A 22,779-nucleotide genomic window follows, 5' to 3' on the forward strand; every position below is an offset into this window, starting at 1 on the left:
TTCTTCTTTTTGAGGAAAGATAATAACTTTAACGAGCGAAATAGTTAAATTCTTGATCGCTATTTTAAGTCTGCTTATTCTTCAATCCATGTGCCGTCGTGGCTTAGCGGTATAGCGGCTGATTCGTAATCAGCAGGCCGAGGGTTCAAATCCCTCCGGCGGCTCCTTTTTCTGGTTTAAAACCTATCTTTCAGGTCTGCCATCGGGCAGGTTTTCAGAAATTTCCTTTTTAGACCTTATTTATTTTTCAGAACTTCTATAATCTCCTTTATATCAGGAAGCTCATGCCCTGGATATTTCATGAAATAAATCACTTGCCTATTTTCATCAATAATTATATTAGCTCTTTCTGAGACACCTTCTTTTCCCCTGAATATCCCGCAGGTTCTGGCAACTTCCCCATGAGGCCAGAAGTCCGAAAGTAATTTAATGTGGTTGATTCCAAGCTCTCTTGCCCAGGCTTTCTTTGAAGGTATGGGATCCACACTTATACCAAGGGGTACAGTGTTGAGTTCTGTAAAAAGCTCATAATTTTCTTCAAGTGACTTCATTTGCTGTGCGCAGACCTGTGTCCAGGCAAGAGGGTGGAAGGACAGGAGGACTTTCTTGCCTTTCAGGTCATAAAGATGTATTTCTTCTCTCTTCTGGTCTCTTAGACGGAAGTCCTGGATAGTTTCCCCTACTCGTATTTCGTCTGTCATAAATTTCCCCAGTTTATTTTTTCCTCAATTTAATATTTGTTTTTCTATTTTAATTATTAATAGCTTTAGGAGTTACTGATGAATTTGTAAGTTAGTAGTGGCTTTACGGTTATTTTTCTGCTCTTTGTATCTCATAAATAATACTTTCTGACCGTTTTTTCTTTACCTTATCTCCTTAATTTTTATCTCCTTAATTTTTACCTCCTTAATTTTTATCTCCTTAATTTTTATCTCCTTAATTTTTATCTCCTTAATTTTTATCTCCTTAATTTTTATCTCCTTAATTTTTATCTCCTTAATTTTTATCTCCTTAATTTTTAAATCTCAGGAATTATTTCAGTACAAACTATTTTCTAATATCCATTATAAAAATGCCATAATATAAATAATATAAACTCAGTAGCTCCTCTGCGTACAGAAACACTATTGATACGGGATAAATGTGTCTGGCAGAGAGCTAAAAAACAACCGGAATATAATCTTCAGGATAATCTACTGGGCAGTTATAATAGGTTTACTGCATGTGGTTAGTCTTAGCAATAATCTTCTTTTCCATACACTTCTAGAGTTATTCAGCGTCATAATCGCATATGTTATATTTCTGGTTGTCTGGGAATCAAAAACATTTCTTGAAAACAGGTATCTACTGTTAATAGGAATCTCCTATTTCTTTATCGGGACTCTTGACCTTTTGCATGCTTTATCCTATGAAAGGATGGGGTTCTTTTCATGGTCCGGCATGAATCTTCCTGCCCAGCTATGGATCGCTTCAAGGTATCTGGAGAGCGTATCGTTTCTGATTGCTCCTCTATTATTGTCGAATTCCAGGCTATTGAACTTAAAAACAGATATCAGTCCTGTAGAAAAAGCAAGGTTTGCCTGGGAATTATTTATCTTATATTCCGGAATTACTTTTGTTTTGTTTCTTTCAATCTTTGTTTTAAGGAACTTTCCGGACTCCTATATCGAAGGCAGAGGGCAGACTGATTTTTTAATTATAAGTGAATATGTAATCTCTTTAATTCTGGTTTGCTCATTAGTTCTTCTTTATTTAAAGAGGGACAGATTTGAAAACCATGTTTTCAGACTGCTCACAGCGTCCATAGTCCTGACAATTATTTCAGAAATAATCTTTGCCAGGTTTACATATGTGGATGATTTTTCGTTTGTTACCGGACACTATTTTAAACTACTGTCTTTCTACTTTGTTTACAGGGCAGTAGTGTCAACAGGATTTAGCGAACCCTGCAGTATTCTTTTCAGGGAACTTAAACAGAATGAAGAGGCTTTGAGGAGGAAGACATTTTTTCTTCAGGACGACCAGGGGCGAATTTACAGGATGCTAGGCGTTCAAACGGAAGAGTCGGAAGATGCCTTTTCTACCTGTAACGCCAGAATTAATGAAAAAACTTATTCTTCCCTGGTGAAGGATATCGAAGGACTGATAGGTTTCCGTTTTGATGATAGTAAGGGTACGGTTTTCATAGATGGGGACGTTGAAGAGATTACGGGGTACAGTACAGAAGATTTTCTTTCTCACAGGGTCAAATGGGCAGATCTGGTCTTACCTGAAGACCAGCATCTTATTTTTGAGAGAATAAACAGGTCTGTTTCCAATCCCGATCATTCTATTGAAACCGAGTACAGGATAAAGAGAAAAAATGGAGAAATAAGGTGGATAAGGGAGTTTCTTCAGAAATCTCCGGAAGAATTCAAAAATTCCAGACAGTTTCAGGGATTTATTCACGATATCACCGGACGTAAAAAGGCAGAGGCAGCTCTTCAAAAAATCGAGAAAGTCCGCATAAAGGAAATCCACCACAGAATCAAGAATAATTTGCAGGTAATCTCGTCCCTTCTCAGTCTTGAAGCTGAAAAGTTCAGTGACAGAAAAATGCTTGAATCCTTCCGTGAGAGCCAGAATCGTGTAGCTTCAATGGCTTTGATTCATGAAGAATTATACAAAGGCAGCGATATGGACACTCTCGATTTTTCCGCCTATCTCAGGAAACTGACTGCAGATCTTCTAGCTTCATATCGTGTGGGCAATGATAAAATAACTCTCAGGCTTGACCTTGAACAGGCCCATTTTGATATGGATACCTCAATCCCTCTGGGAATTATCGTCAATGAACTGGTCTCAAACTCCCTGAAGCATGCTTTTCCAGAAGGAAAGGGAGGCGAAATTTACATAGGTCTCCACAGGACGGAAAAAATAGCATTAAAAGCAGGAATCTCCGGTGAGAGTGTCGATTGTGAAAGTGGATTTGATTACACCTTAACTGTGGGAGACAACGGAAAGGGTGTTCCGGAAGAAACTGATTTTGAAAATGCAGAATCCCTCGGTCTTCAGCTCGTAAATCTCCTCGTTGAACAGATAGGTGGCGGTGTTAAACTTGAAAGGTGTCAGGGAACCAGGTTCATTCTGGGCATAAATGTAAAAAACGGGGAAAAACCTGATGCTGTTTTGTATTCAAAAAAATGACTTATAATCTCAAAAGGAAATCTCATTTCAGGAAAATTCCTGTGTTTAATTTTTTCTTTCATATCCTGATTCGTGCTCTGGGCAGGGTTCTACGTGAATTGAGAAGTAACCGTTTTTGCCGCAGACTTCCTTTAACCTGTCTTCAACCTTAACCGAAATCTCGTGTGCGTCCACAATATTCAGGTTTCTGTCCACTTCTATGTGTACATCTGCAGCCATCGCATTTCCTATCTTTCGGGTCTTTAACTCATGGAAACCCAGTACTCCTTCTGTGGATATGAGGATTTCCTCAATACTTTTGTAAGTTGTAGAATCCAGAGAGGCTTCCAGCAGTTCGTTGAGATTCTTATACGAGATCTCGACTGCCACTCTGAATACAAAAAAACTCAATATGACAGCAGCTATGGGGTCGAGTACCGCCCACCTGCCTCCGAGAAGGACTGCACCTCCAATCCCTATCATTGTCCCTATTGAAGACAACGCATCAGAACGGTGGTGCCAGGCGTTTGCAGTAAGAGCATCACTCCTGAGCTCCCGGGCGTATACTATTGTGTAGCGGAATAGCCATTCTTTGGTTACAATTGAAAGGACTGCTGCACTGAGAGCTATTCCGCTGGGAGCAGGCAGCATTTCCCCATGGTAAAAAGCAATAACCTTCTCGAGCCCTCCCCAGAAAATCCCGAAAGCTACTGCAATGAGTACGAGCCCTATAAATGCAGCAGACAGGGTTTCGATCTTCCCATGCCCGTAATTATGTGTACTGTCTCCGGGCTTTCGGGCAACCTTCAGGCCTGCTATTACTGCGATGTCGGTCATGAAATCTGACGTGGAATGGACGGCATCTGCTATCATTGCTGAACTATTACCTACAATTCCTGCAAAAAACTTAAAAAACGTCAGCAAGATGTTTGAAACCACAGAAACTTTTGTTACGTGAACTGCCTGAGAATACCTGGAGTCTTCACTTTCCCCTGAGAGAAATATTACTTCATTTGCCGTACCATCAGTTTCTGTCATAATTTCTCAGAATAGCTGTGATATTTGAATTCATTAAAATTTATATTCTTTTTAATGTGTTTATCAGAAAAATATAAGTAGGCTACCAATAGATATAAATATTTTCTTCCTCATGTTTTGAGACTATAGTCCTGCATGATGCTGTTTTTCTTTTATTTCTTTTTCCATAGTCCTGGATAATCTTTTTAATCCTTTCAACATTTTCTCAAAGTTTCTCTATAAAGGCTTTTCGTTTTCTTTCTGCAAGATATTTCTTAAACCCCATCTGCAAGATATCTCGTAAACCATTTCCCGGCTAACCGGGCAACTTCTTCCAGAGCTCCAGGCTCTTCAAAAAGGTGTGTGGCGCCCGGAACTATCTTTAACTCCTTGTCCAGTGCGACTATTCTTTCCAGTGCCCATTTATTCAGGTCTATCACCTGAGTATCCTTCCCGCCTACGATAAGCAGTGTGGGCGCTTTTACATGAATCAGGGCACTTTCGGCAAGGTCAGGCCTTCCTCCCCTTGAAACCACTGCTTTTACTGCGGTAGCATATTCTTTTGCAGCTATGAGTGCGGCTGCAGCCCCCGTACTGGCACCGAAATAACCTATATTAAGGTCTCTGGTTTCCGGCCTGTTCAAGACCCATCCGGTTACATCAATCAGGCGCTTTGAAAGGAGCTCAATATCGAAGCGGAGGTGGCGAGTCATCATATCAATTCTCTCTTCTTCGATTGTCAGAAGGTCAAACAAAAGTGTTCCAAGGCCTGCCCTCCGGAGTTCGTCTGCAACGTACTGGTTTCGCGGGCTGTGGCGGCTGCTCCCGCTGCCGTGAACGAAAATAACAATTCCTCTGGCTCCTTCCGGGATATTCAGGTTGCCTTCAAGATTTATGGAGTCTACAGGGATCCGGACTTCAATATCCCTTTTATAATTATCCGATGACGAGTTCATGCTTCCCCCTTTGAATTCTTTACCTGTAAACTCATTCTGCCGGAAAGCTGTGTGCTTTCTTCAGCAGCTCACAGACTTCTTCATCTGTTGTCTGGCTGAAATCCTCATACCATGCACCCACAGCATAAAAAGGCTCGGGAGTGGTAGCACAGATCATTTCATCCACTATTTTTTTAAAGAATTTGCACATATCAGGGGAAGCGGTCGGGACCGCAACTACCAGCTTAGCCGGGCGTTTGGTCTTGAGGGCTTCAACTGCTGCATGCATCGTTGCTCCGGTTGCAAGTCCGTCATCTATCAGGATTACAGTCATACCTTCCATATCCGGCTTTGGGCGGCTTCCACGATATTTGCGCTCTCTGCGTTCCAGTTCCCTGAGTTCGTTTGCAGCCACCGTAGCAATTACTCTATCAGGTATTTTATAGGATTTTATAATATTTTCATTCAAAACACGGACATCTTCAGATGCAATTGCTCCCATTGCCAGTTCTTCATTTCCAGGAACTCCCAGCTTTCGCACTATGAAAACATCCATTTTTACTTTCAGTTCTTTTGCGACTTCAAAAGCTACGGGAACTCCTCCCCGAGGAAGTGCCAGTATCAGCACGTCCGGGCGGTTTGAATACTTTGAAAGTTCTTTAGCCAGCCGTTTTCCTGCGTCTGCTCTATCTTTAAAGTGTGCCGTCATTCCCTTCAACCCCTGTTGGCTTGATTAATTCATAAGATGATCTATGTTGATTTATAGTATCTATGTCTGAACCCTTAAATGTATAGTAGGACTTACGCACTTGAAATACAAAATCAAGCACAATCGGTATTATTATGGAGTGAGTGTTTATACAGTTGAAGATTAAATGCTGTCTATTTTTCAGTCCATCTGCGTAACTCCTGTATAGATCATAGCCGCGTAACTCCTGTATAGGTTATTATATATTCAAACCATTATGTTATTCTGATTCCGGATTACAGGAAAAGCAGCGAATTTTAAAGAGATATTCTGATTTTATGATTACTTTGAAATTTTCTACATAAAACTATTTTTTTATTGGAAGAAATTTTTCTGCTAATTAATTTAAAATAGTAATGATATAATGTTATATTTGTGGAGTTAGGAAGTTAGCGGGTATGAAAAATGAGTAAAGAACTGCCTGGAGGGCATTGGTCCTGCTCCGGATAGGTATGCTTGAGAGTATATTGCCGGGGCTGCTGTATTGGGGAGTCCAGTAAAAGGACATGACTTCTCCGGGCTTCTTCTTATTTTTGATTTTACTGTTTTTCTCTTTCCATAGTTTTATATTGCAATGTACGAAATCGGGGGCTTCTGCCCCTTTATCATTTCACGGATGCATTCCAATGCGGTTTTATTCTATGAAATCGATTAATTATCTGGTTAGTAGCATACGGGGGGCAACTGCATATATCATACATCAGCAGGAATACGTTTAAACCAGGTTTTTATGAAGCAGTGGTATGGGTTGCGATAATTGGCTTGCTTTACCTTATCAGCCTTGGAAATTACCTTCTCTTTCATACCGTGGTAGAACTCTTCAGCGTTTATGTAGCATATGTGATATTTCTTATAGTATGGAAATCGAGATCCCGACTGGAAAACGGATACCTTATATTCATAGGGGTTGCCTTTTTTTTCATCGGAAGCATTGATTTCCTGCATACCTTCACATTCAGGGGAATGGAACTGTTCCCTGGCTCGGGTATTAACCTGACCGTCCAGCTCTGGATAGCTGCAAGATACCTGGAAAGCATTACCTTTCTGCTTGCTCCGCTGTTCCTTATTAAAAGAAAAGAGGACGTAAACCCGGATGTTGAAAAAAGATACATAATATCTCCTGATAGCTCAACTTTTGCCTGGAATGTTTTTCTTGTTTATGCAGCAATTACGATTTTATGCCTGCTTTCTATCTTCTTTTTCAGGAACTTTCCGGCTGCCTATATTGAAGGTTCGGGAATTACTCCTTTTAAAATTCTAAGCGAATATATCATCTCTTTTATGCTCTTTTGCTCACTGATAGCGCTTTATGTGAAAAGGGATAACTTTGAAAGCAAGGTTTTCAATCTGCTTGCAGCTTCCATAGCACTTGCAGCTCTGGGAGATTTATCCTTCGCTCTGTATTCTCACATCGGTGAATTCCCCAATATCATAGGCCATTATTTTAAGCTGCTATCTTTTTACTTTATATACCAGGCAGTTGTGGGTATCGGATTTGAAGAGCCGTGCAGCCTTCTTTTCAGGGAACTTAAACACAGGGAAGAAGAGTTCAGGCAAAAAGCCATTCTCCTCGGGGACGAGTATCACCTCATATGCAGGATGATAGGGGCAAACAGGACTTCTGAACCTCAAAACAAAAATTCTGATAAAGAAAGAGTTCAGGAAAACTATCATCCATTTTCAGATCATTTCCCAGGGGTCTGGTTCCAGCTGGACGAGAACTTTATGCCCGTATCAATAGAAGGCCCGGTTGAGGAAGTATCAGGCTACGGGAAGGACGAAATCCTTTCTGGAAAAATAACTCTGACGGAACTGGTCGTTCCTGAAGATCAGCCCTCTGTTTTTGAAAACAGGAAGAAATTGAAATCTAACCCCAAACTTGTAATCGAAAATGAACTTCGAATCCGCAAAAAAAACGGAGAGACAAAATGGGTCAGGGAAATTATCCGGGGAATCGAGAGTACGCCTGAAGGCTCAGGAAACTTCCAGGGCCTGGCTTATGATATAACTGAACGTAAAATGGCTGAAGAAGCGCTTGAAAAAATAGAGCGCATCCGCATAAAAGAAGTCCACCACAGGATAAAAAATAACCTGCAGGTGATCTCATCCCTGCTCAGTTTGCAGGCAGAAAAATTTGATGATAGGGAGGTTATTGAAGCTTTCAGGGAAAGCCAGAACCGCGTTGCATCCATAGCCATGATACACGAAGAGCTTCATGGTGGGGAAAGTCCGGACTCTCTGGATTTCGCGGGATATCTGCAGAAACTAACTTCGGACCTTTTCAATTCGTACCGTGTAGGTAAGGACGGAATAAATCTCACACTTGAACTTGAAAGTGTCCGTCTTGGCATGGATACTGCAATCCCTCTTGGAATTATTGTCAATGAACTGGTATCCAATTCCCTGAAACACGCTTTTCCAGGTATAAGTGAAGGAGAAATCTGTATAAGCCTCAGAAATGAAGAAAAGCCTGAATTTGAAAATGAAATTTTCGATTCGGTTCCGGATTCTCCGGAGAACAGTAATTTCCATTACATATTGACTGTTTCAGATAATGGGAAAGGGATTCCTGATGATATCGATTTCCGGACCACTGACTCTCTTGGACTTCAGCTCATAACGATTCTTATCGACCAGATAGACGGCAGCATCGAGCTTAAGAGAGACCAGGGGACTGAGTTCACTCTCCGGTTTAATGACTAAGGATAATAAGTCCGAAAAGCCTGAAATATAAGTTTGATATCTTCAGGCAAACGGGCGAAAGCTTCTGGATTTGAGTTTTTTTAACTTTTTTCATAACCGGATTAAATTCTTATTTTTTCATTATTTGCAGTTGAATAAATATTATATAATTTGAAAAGGAACTGAATACGGTCAACTAAGTAACATCCTCCCTATTAATCGAGTATCATTTTATAATATATTCTAATAACGAATACGGAGTAATCACGATGTCAGCCTCCATGGTAGGAATGAGTTTTCTGGTTCTGGGAATAATTCTGCTACTTGGAAAGTGGATACGGGTAATAACTCCCAATCTTCAGAAACTCTTTATCCCCAGCTCTTTAATCGGCGGATTTCTGGCCCTCATTCTCGGACCACAGGTCCTGGGCAACCTGGTTGAGGGGCTGGAATATGAAAACGCTGCATTTTCCATGCTTGCCGGCGGAATATTTCCTGAAGATATGCTCGCTATATGGGCTTCCCTTCCGGGACTCTTCATAAATATCATTTTTGCCACCCTTTTTCTGGGAAAAAAACTTCCCGGAATTAGGGAGATCTGGAACATAGCAGGTCCTCAGGTCTCATTTGGCCAGACGGTAGCCTGGGGGCAGTATGTTTTCGGAATACTGGTAACTGTCCTTATACTCACTCCCTACTTCGGGATTAATCCTATAGCAGGTGCACTTATAGAGATAGGATTTGAAGGAGGCCACGGGACTGCAGCAGGTATGGCTTCTACTTTTGCAGAGGCCGGATTCCCTGAAGGTGCAGACCTGTCAATCGGCCTGGCTACTGTAGGCTTACTCTTCAGTGTGATCCTTGGAATTTTGCTCTTAAACTACGGTGTAAGGACTGGAAAATCTTCCATTCTAAAAGTGCCGGATGAAATCTCCCTTAAAAAAAGTGAACAGGCGGGGGTTGTTGATTTCGATGCACGGGAATGTGCAGGCAAAATAACAACAAGGCCCGAATCCATAGAACCCCTATCAATGCATTTTGCTTATGTAGGAGTTGCTATAGGAATAGGTTACATTATCCTTCAAATCCTCCAGTTGATAGAGGAGCTGGCCTGGGGCAGGACAACAGGCATCCACCTTCTGGAACACATGCCCCTTTTTCCACTTGCAATGATTGGCGGGATTATTCTTGAGATGTTTCTTGACAGGTTTGATACATACAAAACGCTTGATAGAAACCTGATGATGAGGATACAGGGGCTTTCTCTGGATATTTTGATAGTTAGTGCCATCGCCACTCTTTCTCTTGAAGCAATAGGCGGAAATCTGGCACCTTTTCTTATCCTGAGCATCGTGGGGATTTTCTGGAATGTAGCAGCCTTTCTTTTGCTCGCACCCAGAATGATCCCTTCATACTGGTTTGAAAGGGGCATGGGAGATTTCGGGCAGTCTATGGGTATGACTGCAAGCGGGCTTCTGCTAATGAAAATAGCAGACCCTGAAAACAGGTCTCCTGCGCTTGAAAGCTTTGGATACAAACAGCTCATGTTTGAACCAGTTGTTGGAGGGGGACTTTTCACAGCCACTTCCGTCCCTTTAATCTTTAATTTCGGACCTGTTCCCGTTCTTATATTCACAGCTGTCGTGATGCTTTTCTGGAGCGGATTAGGGCTTTTATATTTTGGCCGGAAATGACGGGGTTATTTCACGACCCCCTCTATTTCCGGTTTTTATTTGTTTTCTTTTTCCGCTGCATTAAGTATCTCGCCTTTCTTTTTTAAATATTTCCTGTATTTTTATACTATTTAAACATAATTATTAATTGATCGTTATTTTTTGTAGCTTTTTTCTCATTTTGTAGTTTCTTTCTGTTTTTTTGTAGTTTTTTCTGTTTTTTGTAGTATTTTTCCTGCATTTTTGCAGTTTCTCTCTCCGGGTAACTGTCTTTACAGAACTGTACAAAAATTTTATAATATACTTATTAATATATTTACTTATAATAAGATCTGAGCCCAGAAAGGATTTACTGGATTCATAAATGAGTATGTGAGACCATTTCGTAAAAAATGAAAGGTGGCGAGTCTATTATCGAGAAAAACTTCTATGACAACATCAATGTCCTTGAATGCATTGAAAAAGACGGAATAAAAATCGAGATCCTTGAGTACAAAACCCTTCGAGGCCTCAGGGACGTATGCCTTGCAGAAAACCTGTATTATCTTGAAAAAGCCGGCATGAGCCTCAAACAGATAAAAATCACTCTCAATAACAGTGCAGTAACAACCGAAAGGGGAGCCCTGTATTTCCATAAAGGGAACATCGCTGCTGAATGCGAAACAGGAGGAGTTGGGGGGCTTGCGAAAAAACTGATTAAAAACAGGCTGACCAGTGAATCCACTTTTACTCCTACGTACTCAGGCACAGGCGAGATTTTTCTTGAGCCGGGTTTCAACCATTATATACTGCTGGAACTGAAGAACGAGGCCATTATTGTAGACAGGGGAATGTTCTACTGCTGTGAAAACGGGATCAGTGTAGAAGTTTCAGCCCAGAAAAACCTTTCTTCAGGGCTTTTTGGAGGAGAAGGCTGGTTCCAGACAAAAATCAGCGGAACTGGGCTTTGTGTGCTTGCAATTCCCGTGCCTCCGGCTGAGGTCCTGAAGTATGAACTCAAGAATGAGAGATTGCAGGTTGATGGAAACTTTGTGTTCCTGAGGACTGCTTCCCTTAACTTTACGGTCGGGAGGTCTGCAAAGAATTTTGTCGGCAATTTCACCAGCGGCGAGGGAGCACTTCAGACCTTTGAAGGTACGGGAATTGTCTGGATGGCTCCTACTCAGTATGTCTATAAAACCCTTGCTCAATGTTTTTCCGCGCCTCTCCTGAATACTTCAAGAAGCGCTGACACCAGTAATGATGACTGATTTTCCAGGAAAGCGATTTTTCAGGAAAGTAATTTTTCCAGGATCTTAATACTTTTATTTGACTGAATTGGAATAATAAACGTAAGGCACCTTAAAAAAAATAAACGTAAAGCACCTTAATAAAAAAAGGTGCTTTTTTATCCTTTTTTTAATTTTTGCCTCTTCTATTCTGATATTTTTTCAGGGCTTATTCTTCTTCCAAATCTGTCCATCCAAGGTCTCTCATCTGTTCAGAGTCGCTTTCTTTTACTTTACCTGTGTGAAAGGGCTCATCACTTCTTATATCGAAGACCTCTATTCCGTACACAGTCCCGTAATATGCTGTTATCAATTCCGGCTCATTGGGGGCTTTAATAAACTGGATGTTCCCTTCTTCATACCATTGATCCCATGGAGTCTTTTCTTCGGATACAGGATATTTCATCTCCAGAAGATCCTCTTCAGCTCCTGAAACTACTTCAGTGCTGTCATCATTGTGCGGCTCTTTTTCAAGGGGCTTCTGGGCAATTTCATCCCATTCTCCATCTATTACGGCAGACCTTACTTCTCTTTCAGAAACAGCAATTTCTATACTGTGAGGGGTGAGAGCTTCGGTTACTATCTGGTCTGTCCTGTTTCCATACCCTCCGTGCCTGCTGGTAAATATATAGTTCAGAAAGTGCTGTTCAGGGTACGTCTCAAGAACTTCATGGTCTTCCAGTTTCAAGTCAAAACCGTCATAACCGTATGTGGGTGCGTTCTCTATCCAGGCTTCGGCTATCTGTTCAGCTTCTTCCCGAGAGGTGGAAAGGGTGTAAGCTCTCAGTTCAACAAGTGCGGAATCTATTTCCTGAAGGCCTTCTGGCATGTATTCGGAATAATAAGGGTCTACAGTTACGGTTTTTGTATGTACTTCATCTTCCAGGCTAATTTCCAGAGTCCCGACATCCGTAACTAAAGGCTGGCCTTCCTGAGGGACATAGCGTTCTTCCATCTGGAGGAAACGCTTTTCTTCGAAAAGATTGATAAGGTCTCTGAAAGCAGTTTCATTGAATGGCTTTTCATATGTTTTCCTGAAATTGCCTTCGTTATCCGAAGTAGTAAACACAACTGCTGTGCTGTTCACTGTTAACTCCTGCAGCTGCATTTCCGGGAGCGTGAAGGCTCCGTATGTTTTGTGAGTTATGGTAGCATTCACTGATACGTCCGTTTGATTCTCCGGGTTATCTGTCTGTTTCTCAGTACATCCGGATATAAAAATTAACAGTAATATCAGCAGTAAAGGAAATGTTCTGTTAATCAATATCTCCTCCTCTTCCCAGACTTTCGATTCAGGGATAATTTCAAATTAAAAGTTCCCTGTTAATATAGTATTTTTTTAAATATGTTTTTTACCCTGGTTTCAACCAGATGACAATTTGAAATTGGTGTTCTCTGTTTTTTCACCTGACTTTCTGGTTTTTTTGTATTATATTTTAAATAACATTTATATCCATATACTAATGATTATATCACTGTCATATTTATTTGAAATTTTCATACAATTGCATCTGCTTATTGTATGCTGATTTACGTTAGAAGGCGCAGACCAGATGAAGTTACAGCTTGTAAATCTTCTTTTATTTTCTGAGAAAAGAAAAAATTTATTGTTATTGCTGGCAGAAGAGCCCAGGAATATTGATGAAATTCCGGATCTGCTTCAGATTTCCAGAATTTCTCTTCTTCCCCATATCAAAAAATTAAAGGAAAAGGGTTTAATTCTCCAGAAAGGAGACGTATATTCCCTTTCCACCACAGGTGAGATACTGGTCAGAAAAGCCAGGCCTTTGCTGAATTCAGCCGGCATATTTGAAGACAATGATTCTTACTGGGGCTACAGGAAGCTTGATTCCATTCCTCCTCATCTGTTAAAGCGCATAGGGGACCTTAAAGGAAGCCAGCTACTCGAACCAGGGCTAACTCACGGCTTTGACCTTTTTCCTGAGCTGATAGACAATTTTACCGATTCTTCAAAGGTTATGCTCCTTTTTTCTTTTTTTCATCCCCTGATTCCATCTTTTTCTCTGGAGCTTGCAAAAAAGAATGTTCAGGCACAACTCATCTTTAGCAGGGACTCATTTGACAGGCTTTCAGGGGATTTTCATGATACTGGAGAGAAGATCATGGCAAAAGGTAATGCTTCGATTTTTATTTACGAAGGAAGACCCCTCGAAATACCTGCACTGATTGCGGTTTCGGATAATGCGTTACTTCTCGGTTTATTCAATAAAAAGGGGAGATTTGAAGGGCAGTATCTTCTTAATTTTGAGCCCCGTTCCCTTGCCTGGGGTAAAGAACTTTTTGAATATTACCGGGATCGGTCAGAGAATGTCCTTTCAATGGATTCTCCACGCCCTTTCCCTGATGCTAACGGTGGTTTATCTAACCTGAAGTAGAGCAAAAAGATATTACTGGTCCAGGAGCACGGGGCACCCAGCTTTAAATATCTTTTACGGCAAAAGGTCTTGCAGGTATCCGCATGAAACGAACCTCCACGGAATGGAAGCAGAAAAGGGCTGAATTTGTTAAAGGCAAGGTTTGCGCCTGGTGCAGTTCTCCGGACCGTCTGTGTGTTTTCACTCCCGGAGTCTCCTCTCCGGCAGAAATCCGCTCAGGTATTTACAATCTTGCTTATACCAGGTTTAAAGAAGTTTACAGGGAGAAGTACCAGCAATTTGAGTATATTCTGACAGGCAAACACCGCCATAAAAGCCATCCTGCATGGCACAGGGCTTCAACAATACATAAGATCGAACCTGACCATAGTGACCTTGAAGAACAGATAATTGAGAGGCTTATCGAAGACAGGGGAGAAGGAAACTTTAAGCAGCTATATCATGAATGGCTTGCAGAAAACGGAATTGAAGAACTTATTGAAGAGGAGATTAAAAAAGCAGAGGAAGAATCCGCATCTTTTGAGCATGCGATTGTGCTTTGCAAGAGCTGCCATTTTGCAAGCATGAAAGGTATGGAAATCTGTCCCAGATGCAGGAAAAGGTATAAGTCTTCAAGATATGAAACCTGCTTTGACTGCCTTCCTGAAGAAAAAAAGAAAGATATTCTGGCAAGGCAAAATGAAAAAAAGAGTTGATTTTAGGGCATGGAGGACCTTTTTGACAGATCCTTTTTGACAGATCCTTTGCCCGGAAATGAGGTTTTATTCAGGATTATTAATGAGAACAAAAAAGGAACAAAAAAGGCTATTCGAAATCATTACCTGTTTTCTTTCAGAAAAGAGCCCATCCGCTTCCTCCGCAGGCTTTGCAGGTCCCTGTTTCAAGGTTCCCTGACCCATTACAAAGCGGGCATGTAATAGCAGGCTGGGCAACGAGAACATTCCCCTGTCCTCCGCAAGCCTCACAGATTCCGCCTTCAGAATGCCCGGTTCCATCGCATAGCGAGCATCTTTCCGGAGCATACTCCGTATCCACGTAGGTATAGACCATCTAACCAACACCTTCTTTATTCATGAGCACAGGGTAATCTGGTTTTACAGAAGATTCTTTTACTACATATTTTCGGCGTCCTAGGTTAAAAAATCTTGCAAAAAGATAAAATGGAAAGTGTTATAATGTACGACAGATTTCCGTCTTCCTTCTGCCTTCTTTTTCGCTTTAAACCTTTAAATCTTCTTTATGCCTGAAATATACCTTACGGAATGACGAAAGTAAATAAAAATTTAACTTTTAACCTGATGAATAATTTTTTTAACGCTTATTAGTTTTTATTGTTCTGTTCTATCGATTTTCAATTAGCAATAACCTGTTTTCCTCTTTATCCAGGACTTTTTTTCCAATCTACAATTCCAGGATTTAAAGGAGGACTTTTGATAATAAATATCTTCCTTTCTTCAATTTCTTACTAAATTTTATTTATATATTTTTCTTTCAGTAACATAAAATATTATTTTAAATGATTCCGGTAGTTTTAAGTAACATTAAAAAAATAATAATCATTAGGGGAGAGGTTTTAGTTTTGCGTCTTGGGGGACGCTGACTTTAAAATAAATCTCCTTAATTTTGGGAGCTGGAACTATGGCGCATAAAGATAATCCTGAGTTTTTGTCAGCAAGCACTATAAAAGGGGATAAGGTCATCAATACCGCTGGAGAGGACCTGGGGAAAATTGAAGAGCTGATGCTTGACCTCCGTGATGGAAGAATAGCGTATGCTATACTCTCATTTGGTGGGTTCCTTGGTCTGGGCAATAAGTTATTTGCAATTCCCTGGAGTGCCCTTTCGTTAAGAGTGCACGAGCATGCCTTTGTCCTCGATATTCCTAAAGAAGTCCTTGAGAAAGCGGAAGGCTTCGATAAAGACAACTGGCCTGTAACCAACCGTGAATGGCTTTCCTCTATGTACAGCTATTATGGATATCAGCCATACTGGCAGACAGAAATGCTGGAAAATAGGCCGGGAAATATTTAAAAACCTGTATGGGCGGACAGTCAAGGCGCAGGTCTCACCTTACTGGCATATGATAAGTCTGAAAAGTCAGGATGAAGTAGATCCGATATACGTTTTATGTTTTTTTCAGAATACTTGTACTTTAGAACATCTTTTTAATTTAGGGAGTTGGAACTATGGCACATAGAGATAATCCAGAATTTTTATCGGCAAGCACTATAAAAGGGGACAAGGTCGTCAATACTGCTGGAGAAGACCTTGGAAAGATTGAAGAATTGATGATCGACGTCGATGACGGAAGAATAGCGTATGCGGCATTGTCTTTTGGCGGGTTCCTGGGTATGGGAAACAAACTATTTGCCATTCCCTGGCAGGCTTTAAAACTCAGGCTTCACGAACATACCTTCTTACTTGATATTCCTAAAGAAACACTTGAGAGAGCGGAAGGCTTTGATAAGGACAACTGGCCTGTAGCTGACCGTGAATGGCTCTCCGATACTTACACTTACTACGGATACCAGCCATACTGGCAAAGAAGGGAAGAGGAGCGGACCGAAATACGAAGCGAGGTAGGAGCAGAAAGGTTATCAAGAGAATCAGCCAGTGAGAACCCCGTATTCCTGTCAGCAGATTCCATAAAAGGAAATAAAGTTGTCAATAGGGATGGGAATGATATTGGAAAGATCGACGAAATAATGATCGATCTGCAGGATGGAAATGTGGCATATGCCGCAGTATCACATGGCGGGATCCTTGGTATAGGCAGCAAATTGTTTGCTATTCCCTGGAAGGCTTTTTCCCTTAGAATCCGTGATAATGCCTTCATACTTGACATTCCTGAAGAGACCTTTGATAAGGCAGAAGGTTTCGACAAGAGTCACTGGCCTCTAACCCGTCAGGAACTTTCCGGGACTTTCACGCACTATGGGTTTGAACCTTACTGGCAGGCAGCGGCAGTGGGGGCAGGCGTTTCGGCAGGAGTCATGGGTGAGACTGAAGCAGAAAAGATGTCCCGGATGGAAAGAGAGAGGAAAGGGCTGGTAAAAACAGATGAAGAGTTAAAGGCAAGACAGGAAAGGGAAAGACTTGAAGGGTTAAAAGAGACGCAGGAAGAAAAAATCTCCCGTCTGGAACAGGAACGTATGGAACGGGAGAGGCAGACAGAAACTGAACGAGAAAGACTCTCGCGCCTGGAAAAAGAACAGATGGAACTTGAAAATCAGTCACGGGTTGAGAAAGAGAAGCTTGCAGGGCTGGAAAAAGAACTTCAGGAATCTATCAGGCTCGAAGAGACTGAAAAAGTATCCAGGCTTGAGAAAGAGGTGAATCTTTTACAGGGGCAGGAACAGTCCCGCAGAGAGAAACTGGCACAGCTGGAGAGCGAGCGTGCAAGAGTGGGGAAGCTGGAAGAGACCGAAAAAGAGAGGCTCGCCAGGCTTGAAAAAGAGAGGATGGAAGCCGAGAGGCGTGAAGAAAGTGAGAAAGAACGGCTTGCCCGTCTGGAAAAAGAGAGGATGGAAGCTGAAAGAAAAGTAGAGACCGAGCAGGAGAGGCTTGCCAGGCTTGAAAAAGAGAGAACGGAAGCAGAAAAGCGCCATGAGACCGAGAAGGAAAGGCTTGCCGGGTTAGGAACAGGGGGTGTAATGGCAGCAAAAGGAGCGGAAACAGGATATGCAAAAATGGCAAGGACTGAAGGAATAGAAGGAAGGGAAGGTCCTGAATTCTTATCGGCAAGCACTATAAAAGGGAACAAGGTTGTCAATACAGCCGGCGAGGACCTTGGAAAGATAGAAGAATTAATGATCGACCTTGATGAAGGAAGAATAGGATATGCTGTACTGTCTTTTGGTGGATTCCTCGGTCTGGGCGACAAGTTATTTTCTATTCCCTGGAACTCTCTATCATTGAGAGTACACGAGCATTCCTTCGTACTTGACGTTCCTAAAGAAACTCTTGAAAAAGCAGAAGGTTTTGATAAAGACAACTGGCCTGTAACTACCCGTGAGGGTCTCTGGCAGACCTACAATTACTACGGACACGAACCTTACTGGCAGAGAGAGGCGACTGAAAGGACAGGGCTTCCCGGAGAGATAGGCTCAGAAAGGGTTTCCGGAAAAGATGTTACAGCGGGCAGAGAAAGTCCGGAATTCCTTTCAGCAGGCACTATCAAAGGGGATAAAGTCATCAATACGGAAGGGGAGGACCTTGGAAAGATTGAAGAATTGATGATCGACCTCGATGATGGAAGAGTGGGATATGCTGTACTGTCCTTTGGCGGATTCCTTGGCATGGGAGACAAACTGTTTGCCATCCCCTGGAAGGCACTTTCTTTGAAGGTTCACGAACACGCCTTTGTCCTTAATATTCCTAAAGATGTCCTGAAGGATGCAGAAGGCTTTGATAAGGACAGATGGCCCTTAACCCGTGACAGCCTATCCAGGACCTATACCTACTATGGATACCAGCCATACTGGCAGAAAAGAGAAACTGCTGAAGTAACCGGAGTGACAGAGGAGACTGCCGAAAGTCCCAGGGAAAGAGAGCCGGCAAGAATGGAGAGACGGGCTGAAAGCGAAAGCCACGGGCAGCTAAAAACCGCAGAGGAAAAAATGGCACAGCAGGATAAAGAAAGAATTAAAAGAATGGAGGAGACCGAGACAGATAAAGAGAAACTTGAACGCCTGGAAAGGGAACGCACGGTAGCAGAAAGAAGGGAGAAGAAATATCAGTAATAAAGGACCCGGGGAGGCATTATCTATCTCCCTGAATTCAATTTTTTCTATCTTTTTTTCTTTTTTAAATTTTACCGGTCATGTTTTCTGGAATATACTTTCTCTTGCTGTCAAAAGAGTTGCCAGCAGCGATTTTTTAATCTCAACCGCATTATTGGGGCAGAGTTCACGACAGCAATAACATAAAATACATTTATCCTGATTTATCCTGAAACTCCCGTCCGCAAGGCGCTCTACAGCATGAGTAGAACAGTTATTGTAGCACGCCGAGCAACGGGTGCATTTCCTCTGGTTAATTCTCGGGTAAGCGGTATAATATTTTCCGAGGCGGCGCGTCAGAAAAGGAGGAACTTTACTGACTCCACCGCTTGATGGCTTGAATTTCTTTTTGACTTCTTTTAATGGTGTTCCGACCACAACAGGGCACTGGTTTCCAAAGCCTTTCTTCAGGACACCCGCGGTCGTGGGAATTTTCAGAGGGTCAAATCCTATCATCTCTGCAGCGACAATATCCAGGGAAACACAGTCCCGGCTTGCCAGAGTTACTCCTGAGTTTATGGGTTTCCCGTGGGATGGCCCGTTTCCTTCCATACCCACAATTCCATCCATTACTGCAAAATCGGGCCGGATGACAGAATATAAATCCGCAACTGCCTCTCCAAAAAGGTCTCTTTCCCCGAGGAGGTGAGTCTCTTTCCGGCACCTGAGGGGAAGAGCGCCAAAGAAGTTCTTAACCGCGCCTGTATAATAGGTGAGCTCATGCGTTTTCAGTTTTGGGAGGGATATTATGACATCGGCTTCAAGGACAGGTTTTGCAATATACAGTTTCCTGAATTGAAGAGGTTCCGGGACTTCTACAAGGCTAAAACCTGCGGTCTCAAAGTTCACAACCCTGGCTCCTGCTCTTAAGGCAGCTTCTTCTATCCCTGAGGTTTTCAGGGCTTTTGCAGTAGCCCCAGGTCTTGAGATCCCGGCTCCGTCCCCTACTACTGGCTTCCCTCCTGCGCTGAGAACGAACTCGCACATCGCTGCGACCACAGCCGGGTGGGTAGTTGCGGCGGCTTCGGGGGGGCTTGCTGCAAGGATATTTGGCTTCAGGAGCACGCTGTCTCCCTTGCCGATTACATTTTCAAGACCGCCCAGAAGGTCCAGAGCTCTGGCTATTGCTTCTTTTGCGCTGGAATAATCAGAACAGGGAACTATGGAGACTTTATTCATTGCTTTAAATAAATGAGGGTAATTATTAATTCTTTTCCGGTTTCATTCGCGGTGTCAGTTTTTATCCATATGTTATTTTTAACCGCTTTCCCTTTTTTAAAACTCATCAATATATTTTTACCTGTTTTTAAGGCCCATCATCAGGTCGATCTCTTCAGCTACGCTTTCCAGCTCATCCAGTATCCTTTCCGAGTCCTTTCTCATCTCCTTTACTGCAGCTTTAAGGCTTCCCCCCCTAAGATAAATCAGGCGTTTTTTCCTGTACAGTAGCCCTGACTCATTGAGGTTTCGGAGATGGTGGTTGATTCTTGAAATTTTCATATCCAGATCTTCAGCCAGGTCTTCGGATGAGCTTTCCCTGTCATTTGAAAGCTTTTCAAGCAAGCTGAAAATTATCCTGTTAGCTGTATTTTCCGTGTCCCTCCCAGAAGAAAAGCCAAAGCTGTCACAGAACCATATAAGGTCTTCCTCAAGGCTTTTAATCCTGGGTTTTTCAAGGTTTCTGAGGATAATTTGCTGAACCATCTGTGTATCATTTTAGAGATTCAAATATATAAATTTTATTTAGATTTGTGGATATCATATCGATTTTACTTCAATTATGGCTATTTTATTGATTCATTTTCTCAAGTGTGCGGGTAATTTTTAAATATAAGTTTTGCATTATATGCAGATAGTTGGGCTTTAAACAGCTCAATTATTCACCGATTTTATGCTGACTTACAGCAGCAAGTTAACCTTCAGCTAATATTAAGGTCGCTTACACATAGGAGGAACAAAAATGATTGTCAAACCTATTGGCGAACGTGTATTACTCAAGCACCAGAAGAAAGAAGAAGTCACTAAAGGTGGGATCTATATCCCTGAATCAGCAAGGCAGGAAAAGAAAGAAGGAATTGTTGTCGCTGTGGGGACATTTGAAGATGGGAAAGAACTTCCCCTTAAGAAGGATGACCATGTAATTTACGGGGGATATCAGGCTGATGAGATTGAAATCGATGATGAAAAATATATTTTTGTCGATTTCAAGGATATCCTGGCAACAGTTGTTGAAGAATAATGTCGAATGAGGCCTTTTCTGAAAGTATTGCATCAGTCATATGACGAATTTAAGTAAATCAGGAATCCGATGAATGTCAGACAGTGATTTCGATAAATCATGAATTAATTCAATAAAAATATTTGATCTTAATTCAGGTGAATATAGATGGCTTCAAAGCAGATAATGTTTGATGAAAGTGCAAGAAAAGCACTCTTAAGCGGTGTGGATAAGGTCGCAAATACCGTCAAGATCACCCTGGGGCCCAAAGGGCGTTATGTCGTTCTGGATAAAAGCACAAAACCCGTGGTCACAAATGACGGTGTCACCATTGCAAAAGAAATAGAGCTCCATGATAAGTTCGAAAACATGGGAGCCAAACTTGTTAAGGAAGTAGCCTCCAAAACCCAGGACAACACCGGGGACGGGACAACGACAGCAACCCTTCTTGCCCAGAGCATGATCCGGGAAGGCCTGAAGAACATCAGTGCCGGGGCAAACCCAATTGAAGTCAAGAAAGGGATTGAGATTGCCACGGAAAAGGTTGTGGGATACCTCAAAGGCAAGAGTGTTGAGGTAAAAGGAAAGGATAAAATCATACAGGTAGCCACTATTTCCGCAAACAACGATGAAGAAATAGGCAACCTGATTGCCGACGCTATGGAAAGGGTCGGCTACAACGGGGTAATCACTGTTGAAGATTCAAAGACCATGGAGACCAGCCTTGATGTGGTCGAAGGTATGCAGTTCGACCGCGGGTTTGTTTCCCCGTACATGGCTCTTGACACCGAAAAGATGGTCTGCGAGTTTGAAGACCCATATATCCTGATTACGGACAAAAAAATCAACAGCATGAAGCAGATCGTGCCTGTGCTTGAGAAAGTTGCTTCTGAAGGGAGATCTCTCCTGATTATTGCTGAAGATGTCGACGGAGACGCCCAGGCTGCTTTGATTCTGAACATCATCCGCGGAGCCCTCAGAGTTTGCGCTGTAAAAGCTCCGGGGTTCGGAAACGAGAGAAAAGAGATGCTTGAGGACATTGCTGTCCTTACCGGTGGGCAGGTAATAAGCGAAGAAAAGGGCATGAAGCTTGAAGAATTCAGCGATTACATGCTTGGAAATGCCAGGAAAGTCACGGTTGACAACCACAAAACCATTATCGTTGAAGGCAGGGGTGATAAGGCAGACATCGATGAAAGAGTCAGGGTCATTGAAGCCCAGATCAATATTGCTGAAGCCGACTACAGAAAGACCGAACTTAAAAAGCGCATGGCAAAACTGGGCGGCGGCGTTGCAGTAATTAAAGTTGGAGCCGCAACCGAAACCGAACTCAAGGAAAAGAAGATGAGAATCGATGACGCCCTGAATGCAACGAAAGCAGCAGTAGAGGAAGGTGTGGTCACAGGAGGAGGAATAAGTCTCTTCCGTGCGGCGGCGACCCTTGATTCCCTTGACCTTGACGGCGACAGGCAGATTGGAGTAAAAATTGTCCAGAGAGCTATAGAAGACCCTGTACGCCAGATCGCTGCAAATGCAGGAAGAGAAGGCGCTGAAGTGGTAGCAGCCATAAAAGCTGAATCCAGTGAGCATTTCGGGTACAACGCAAAAACGGATGTTTTTGAAGACCTCTTCGAAGCAGGAGTAATCGACCCGACAAAAGTCGTAAGAAGCGGGCTCCAGAACGCTGCCTCAATCGCAGGCATGGTGCTTACAACAGAAGCTCTTGTAACAGACTTCGATGAAGAAAAGGATGAAAGGACAGCGGCAATCATTATCTGATTGTATTTTTTTCCTTTTTTTCCTCTCAATTTCTTCCTTTTTTATTCTTTCTCCTTTTTTCTCTATTTTTTTTATCTTTACTCTTTCTCTATTTTTCTTCTTTCTTCTTTTTTCTTT

The 22,779-nt window shown here is 42.2% G+C and carries 18 protein-coding genes and 1 tRNA gene; 11 read left to right on the forward strand and 8 right to left on the reverse strand.

What is annotated here, in order from left to right; translation table 11 throughout:
• The first annotated feature begins 92 nt into the window (after positions 1-92).
• Positions 93-164: transfer RNA gene (locus tag M886_RS06325), tRNA-Thr, on the forward strand.
• 72 nt (positions 165-236) lie between these two features.
• Here the strand turns inward: M886_RS06325 and M886_RS06330 are convergent.
• Positions 237-701 (reverse strand): peroxiredoxin, encoded by a 465-nt coding sequence (locus M886_RS06330; RefSeq protein WP_048050883.1) that lies wholly within the window; start codon positions 699-701, stop codon positions 237-239.
• 442 nt (positions 702-1,143) lie between these two features.
• Between M886_RS06330 and M886_RS06335 the strand changes: the two genes are divergently transcribed.
• Positions 1,144-3,186, forward strand: a complete 2,043-nt coding sequence (locus M886_RS06335) for an MASE3 domain-containing protein (RefSeq protein ID WP_235203885.1) — start codon at positions 1,144-1,146, stop codon at positions 3,184-3,186.
• Positions 3,187-3,231: 45 nt separating this feature from the next.
• On the opposite strand, the gene M886_RS06340 is transcribed toward M886_RS06335, so the two are convergent.
• The 3 genes from M886_RS06340 to M886_RS06350 form a co-directional block, all read right to left on the reverse strand.
• The gene (locus M886_RS06340; protein WP_048050884.1) at positions 3,232-4,203 is read right to left on the reverse strand and encodes a cation diffusion facilitator family transporter; all 972 of its coding nucleotides are present in this window, start codon (positions 4,201-4,203) and stop codon (positions 3,232-3,234) included.
• Between the two features lie 254 nt (positions 4,204-4,457).
• Positions 4,458-5,138, reverse strand: a complete 681-nt coding sequence (locus M886_RS06345; protein WP_048050885.1) for a dienelactone hydrolase family protein — start codon at positions 5,136-5,138, stop codon at positions 4,458-4,460.
• 31 nt (positions 5,139-5,169) lie between these two features.
• Entirely contained in the window at positions 5,170-5,826 is a 657-nt protein-coding gene (locus tag M886_RS06350; protein ID WP_048037444.1) for a phosphoribosyltransferase, read from the reverse strand.
• Positions 5,827-6,603: 777 nt separating this feature from the next.
• On the opposite strand from M886_RS06350, the gene M886_RS06355 reads away from it, so the two are divergent.
• The 3 genes from M886_RS06355 (at position 6,604) to M886_RS06365 (ending at position 11,470) form a co-directional block, all read left to right on the forward strand.
• A complete protein-coding gene (locus M886_RS06355) occupies positions 6,604-8,568 on the forward strand; it encodes an MASE3 domain-containing protein (RefSeq protein ID WP_048050886.1) in 1,965 nt (654 codons plus the stop codon).
• A gap of 248 nt (positions 8,569-8,816) precedes the next feature.
• On the forward strand, positions 8,817-10,241 hold the full coding sequence (locus tag M886_RS06360; RefSeq protein WP_048050887.1) for a sodium/glutamate symporter: 1,425 nt from the start codon (positions 8,817-8,819) through the stop codon (positions 10,239-10,241).
• A 371-nt stretch (positions 10,242-10,612) separates the two neighbouring features.
• Entirely contained in the window at positions 10,613-11,470 is an 858-nt protein-coding gene (locus tag M886_RS06365; protein WP_015412083.1) for an AIM24 family protein, read from the forward strand.
• 187 nt (positions 11,471-11,657) lie between these two features.
• Here M886_RS06365 and M886_RS06370 read toward each other — a convergent pair whose 3' ends face one another.
• Positions 11,658-12,575, reverse strand: a complete 918-nt coding sequence (locus tag M886_RS06370) for a hypothetical protein (RefSeq protein ID WP_235203886.1) — start codon at positions 12,573-12,575, stop codon at positions 11,658-11,660.
• Between the two features lie 526 nt (positions 12,576-13,101).
• On the opposite strand from M886_RS06370, the gene M886_RS06375 reads away from it, so the two are divergent.
• Positions 13,102-13,884 (forward strand): helix-turn-helix transcriptional regulator, encoded by a 783-nt coding sequence (locus M886_RS06375; protein ID WP_235203887.1) that lies wholly within the window; start codon positions 13,102-13,104, stop codon positions 13,882-13,884.
• Between the two features lie 83 nt (positions 13,885-13,967).
• On the forward strand, positions 13,968-14,579 hold the full coding sequence (locus tag M886_RS06380; protein WP_048036363.1) for a hypothetical protein: 612 nt from the start codon (positions 13,968-13,970) through the stop codon (positions 14,577-14,579).
• A gap of 136 nt (positions 14,580-14,715) precedes the next feature.
• Here M886_RS06380 and M886_RS06385 read toward each other — a convergent pair whose 3' ends face one another.
• Positions 14,716-14,934, reverse strand: coding sequence for a hypothetical protein (locus M886_RS06385; protein ID WP_015412086.1), 219 nt, complete (start codon positions 14,932-14,934; stop codon positions 14,716-14,718).
• Between the two features lie 588 nt (positions 14,935-15,522).
• Between M886_RS06385 and M886_RS06390 the strand changes: the two genes are divergently transcribed.
• Entirely contained in the window at positions 15,523-15,915 is a 393-nt protein-coding gene (locus tag M886_RS06390; RefSeq protein WP_048050890.1) for a PRC-barrel domain-containing protein, read from the forward strand.
• Positions 15,916-16,070: 155 nt separating this feature from the next.
• Entirely contained in the window at positions 16,071-18,626 is a 2,556-nt protein-coding gene (locus tag M886_RS06395; RefSeq protein WP_048050891.1) for a PRC-barrel domain-containing protein, read from the forward strand.
• A gap of 78 nt (positions 18,627-18,704) precedes the next feature.
• Here the strand turns inward: M886_RS06395 and M886_RS06400 are convergent, their stop codons facing one another.
• Positions 18,705-19,844: a DUF362 domain-containing protein gene (locus tag M886_RS06400; RefSeq protein WP_048040719.1), complete on the reverse strand. Its 1,140-nt coding sequence runs from the start codon at positions 19,842-19,844 to the stop codon at positions 18,705-18,707.
• A gap of 117 nt (positions 19,845-19,961) precedes the next feature.
• Positions 19,962-20,369, reverse strand: coding sequence for an ArsR family transcriptional regulator (locus M886_RS06405; protein ID WP_011033734.1), 408 nt, complete (start codon positions 20,367-20,369; stop codon positions 19,962-19,964).
• A 256-nt stretch (positions 20,370-20,625) separates the two neighbouring features.
• Here M886_RS06405 and groES point away from each other — a divergent pair, with 256 nt between their 5' ends.
• Both groES and groL read left to right on the forward strand, forming a co-directional pair.
• Positions 20,626-20,904, forward strand: coding sequence for a co-chaperone GroES (gene groES / locus M886_RS06410; protein WP_011033735.1), 279 nt, complete (start codon positions 20,626-20,628; stop codon positions 20,902-20,904).
• 147 nt (positions 20,905-21,051) lie between these two features.
• Complete coding sequence (gene groL / locus M886_RS06415; protein ID WP_011033736.1) at positions 21,052-22,662, forward strand: chaperonin GroEL; 1,611 nt, start codon at positions 21,052-21,054, stop codon at positions 22,660-22,662.
• The last annotated feature ends 117 nt before the right edge of the window (positions 22,663-22,779 follow it).

The sequence above is a fragment of the Methanosarcina soligelidi genome, from assembly GCF_000744315.1.
GTDB classification, from domain to species: domain Archaea; phylum Halobacteriota; class Methanosarcinia; order Methanosarcinales; family Methanosarcinaceae; genus Methanosarcina; species Methanosarcina mazei.

Excerpts from the sequence above, each read along its gene's own strand:
- M886_RS06330 (WP_048050883.1), bottom strand. The coding sequence starts at position 701 with ATGACAGACGAAATACGAGTAGGGGAAACTATCCAGGACTTCCGTCTA.
- groES (WP_011033735.1), top strand. The coding sequence starts at position 20,626 with ATGATTGTCAAACCTATTGGCGAACGTGTATTACTCAAGCACCAGAAG.
- M886_RS06350 (WP_048037444.1), bottom strand. The coding sequence starts at position 5,826 with ATGACGGCACACTTTAAAGATAGAGCAGACGCAGGAAAACGGCTGGCT.
- M886_RS06385 (WP_015412086.1), bottom strand. The coding sequence starts at position 14,934 with ATGGTCTATACCTACGTGGATACGGAGTATGCTCCGGAAAGATGCTCG.
- M886_RS06405 (WP_011033734.1), bottom strand. The coding sequence starts at position 20,369 with ATGGTTCAGCAAATTATCCTCAGAAACCTTGAAAAACCCAGGATTAAA.
- M886_RS06395 (WP_048050891.1), top strand. The coding sequence starts at position 16,071 with ATGGCACATAGAGATAATCCAGAATTTTTATCGGCAAGCACTATAAAA.
- M886_RS06365 (WP_015412083.1), top strand. The coding sequence starts at position 10,613 with ATGAAAGGTGGCGAGTCTATTATCGAGAAAAACTTCTATGACAACATC.
- groL (WP_011033736.1), top strand. The coding sequence starts at position 21,052 with ATGGCTTCAAAGCAGATAATGTTTGATGAAAGTGCAAGAAAAGCACTC.
- M886_RS06360 (WP_048050887.1), top strand. The coding sequence starts at position 8,817 with ATGTCAGCCTCCATGGTAGGAATGAGTTTTCTGGTTCTGGGAATAATT.
- M886_RS06400 (WP_048040719.1), bottom strand. The coding sequence starts at position 19,844 with ATGAATAAAGTCTCCATAGTTCCCTGTTCTGATTATTCCAGCGCAAAA.
- M886_RS06390 (WP_048050890.1), top strand. The coding sequence starts at position 15,523 with ATGGCGCATAAAGATAATCCTGAGTTTTTGTCAGCAAGCACTATAAAA.
- M886_RS06345 (WP_048050885.1), bottom strand. The coding sequence starts at position 5,138 with ATGAACTCGTCATCGGATAATTATAAAAGGGATATTGAAGTCCGGATC.
- M886_RS06340 (WP_048050884.1), bottom strand. The coding sequence starts at position 4,203 with ATGACAGAAACTGATGGTACGGCAAATGAAGTAATATTTCTCTCAGGG.
- M886_RS06380 (WP_048036363.1), top strand. The coding sequence starts at position 13,968 with ATGAAACGAACCTCCACGGAATGGAAGCAGAAAAGGGCTGAATTTGTT.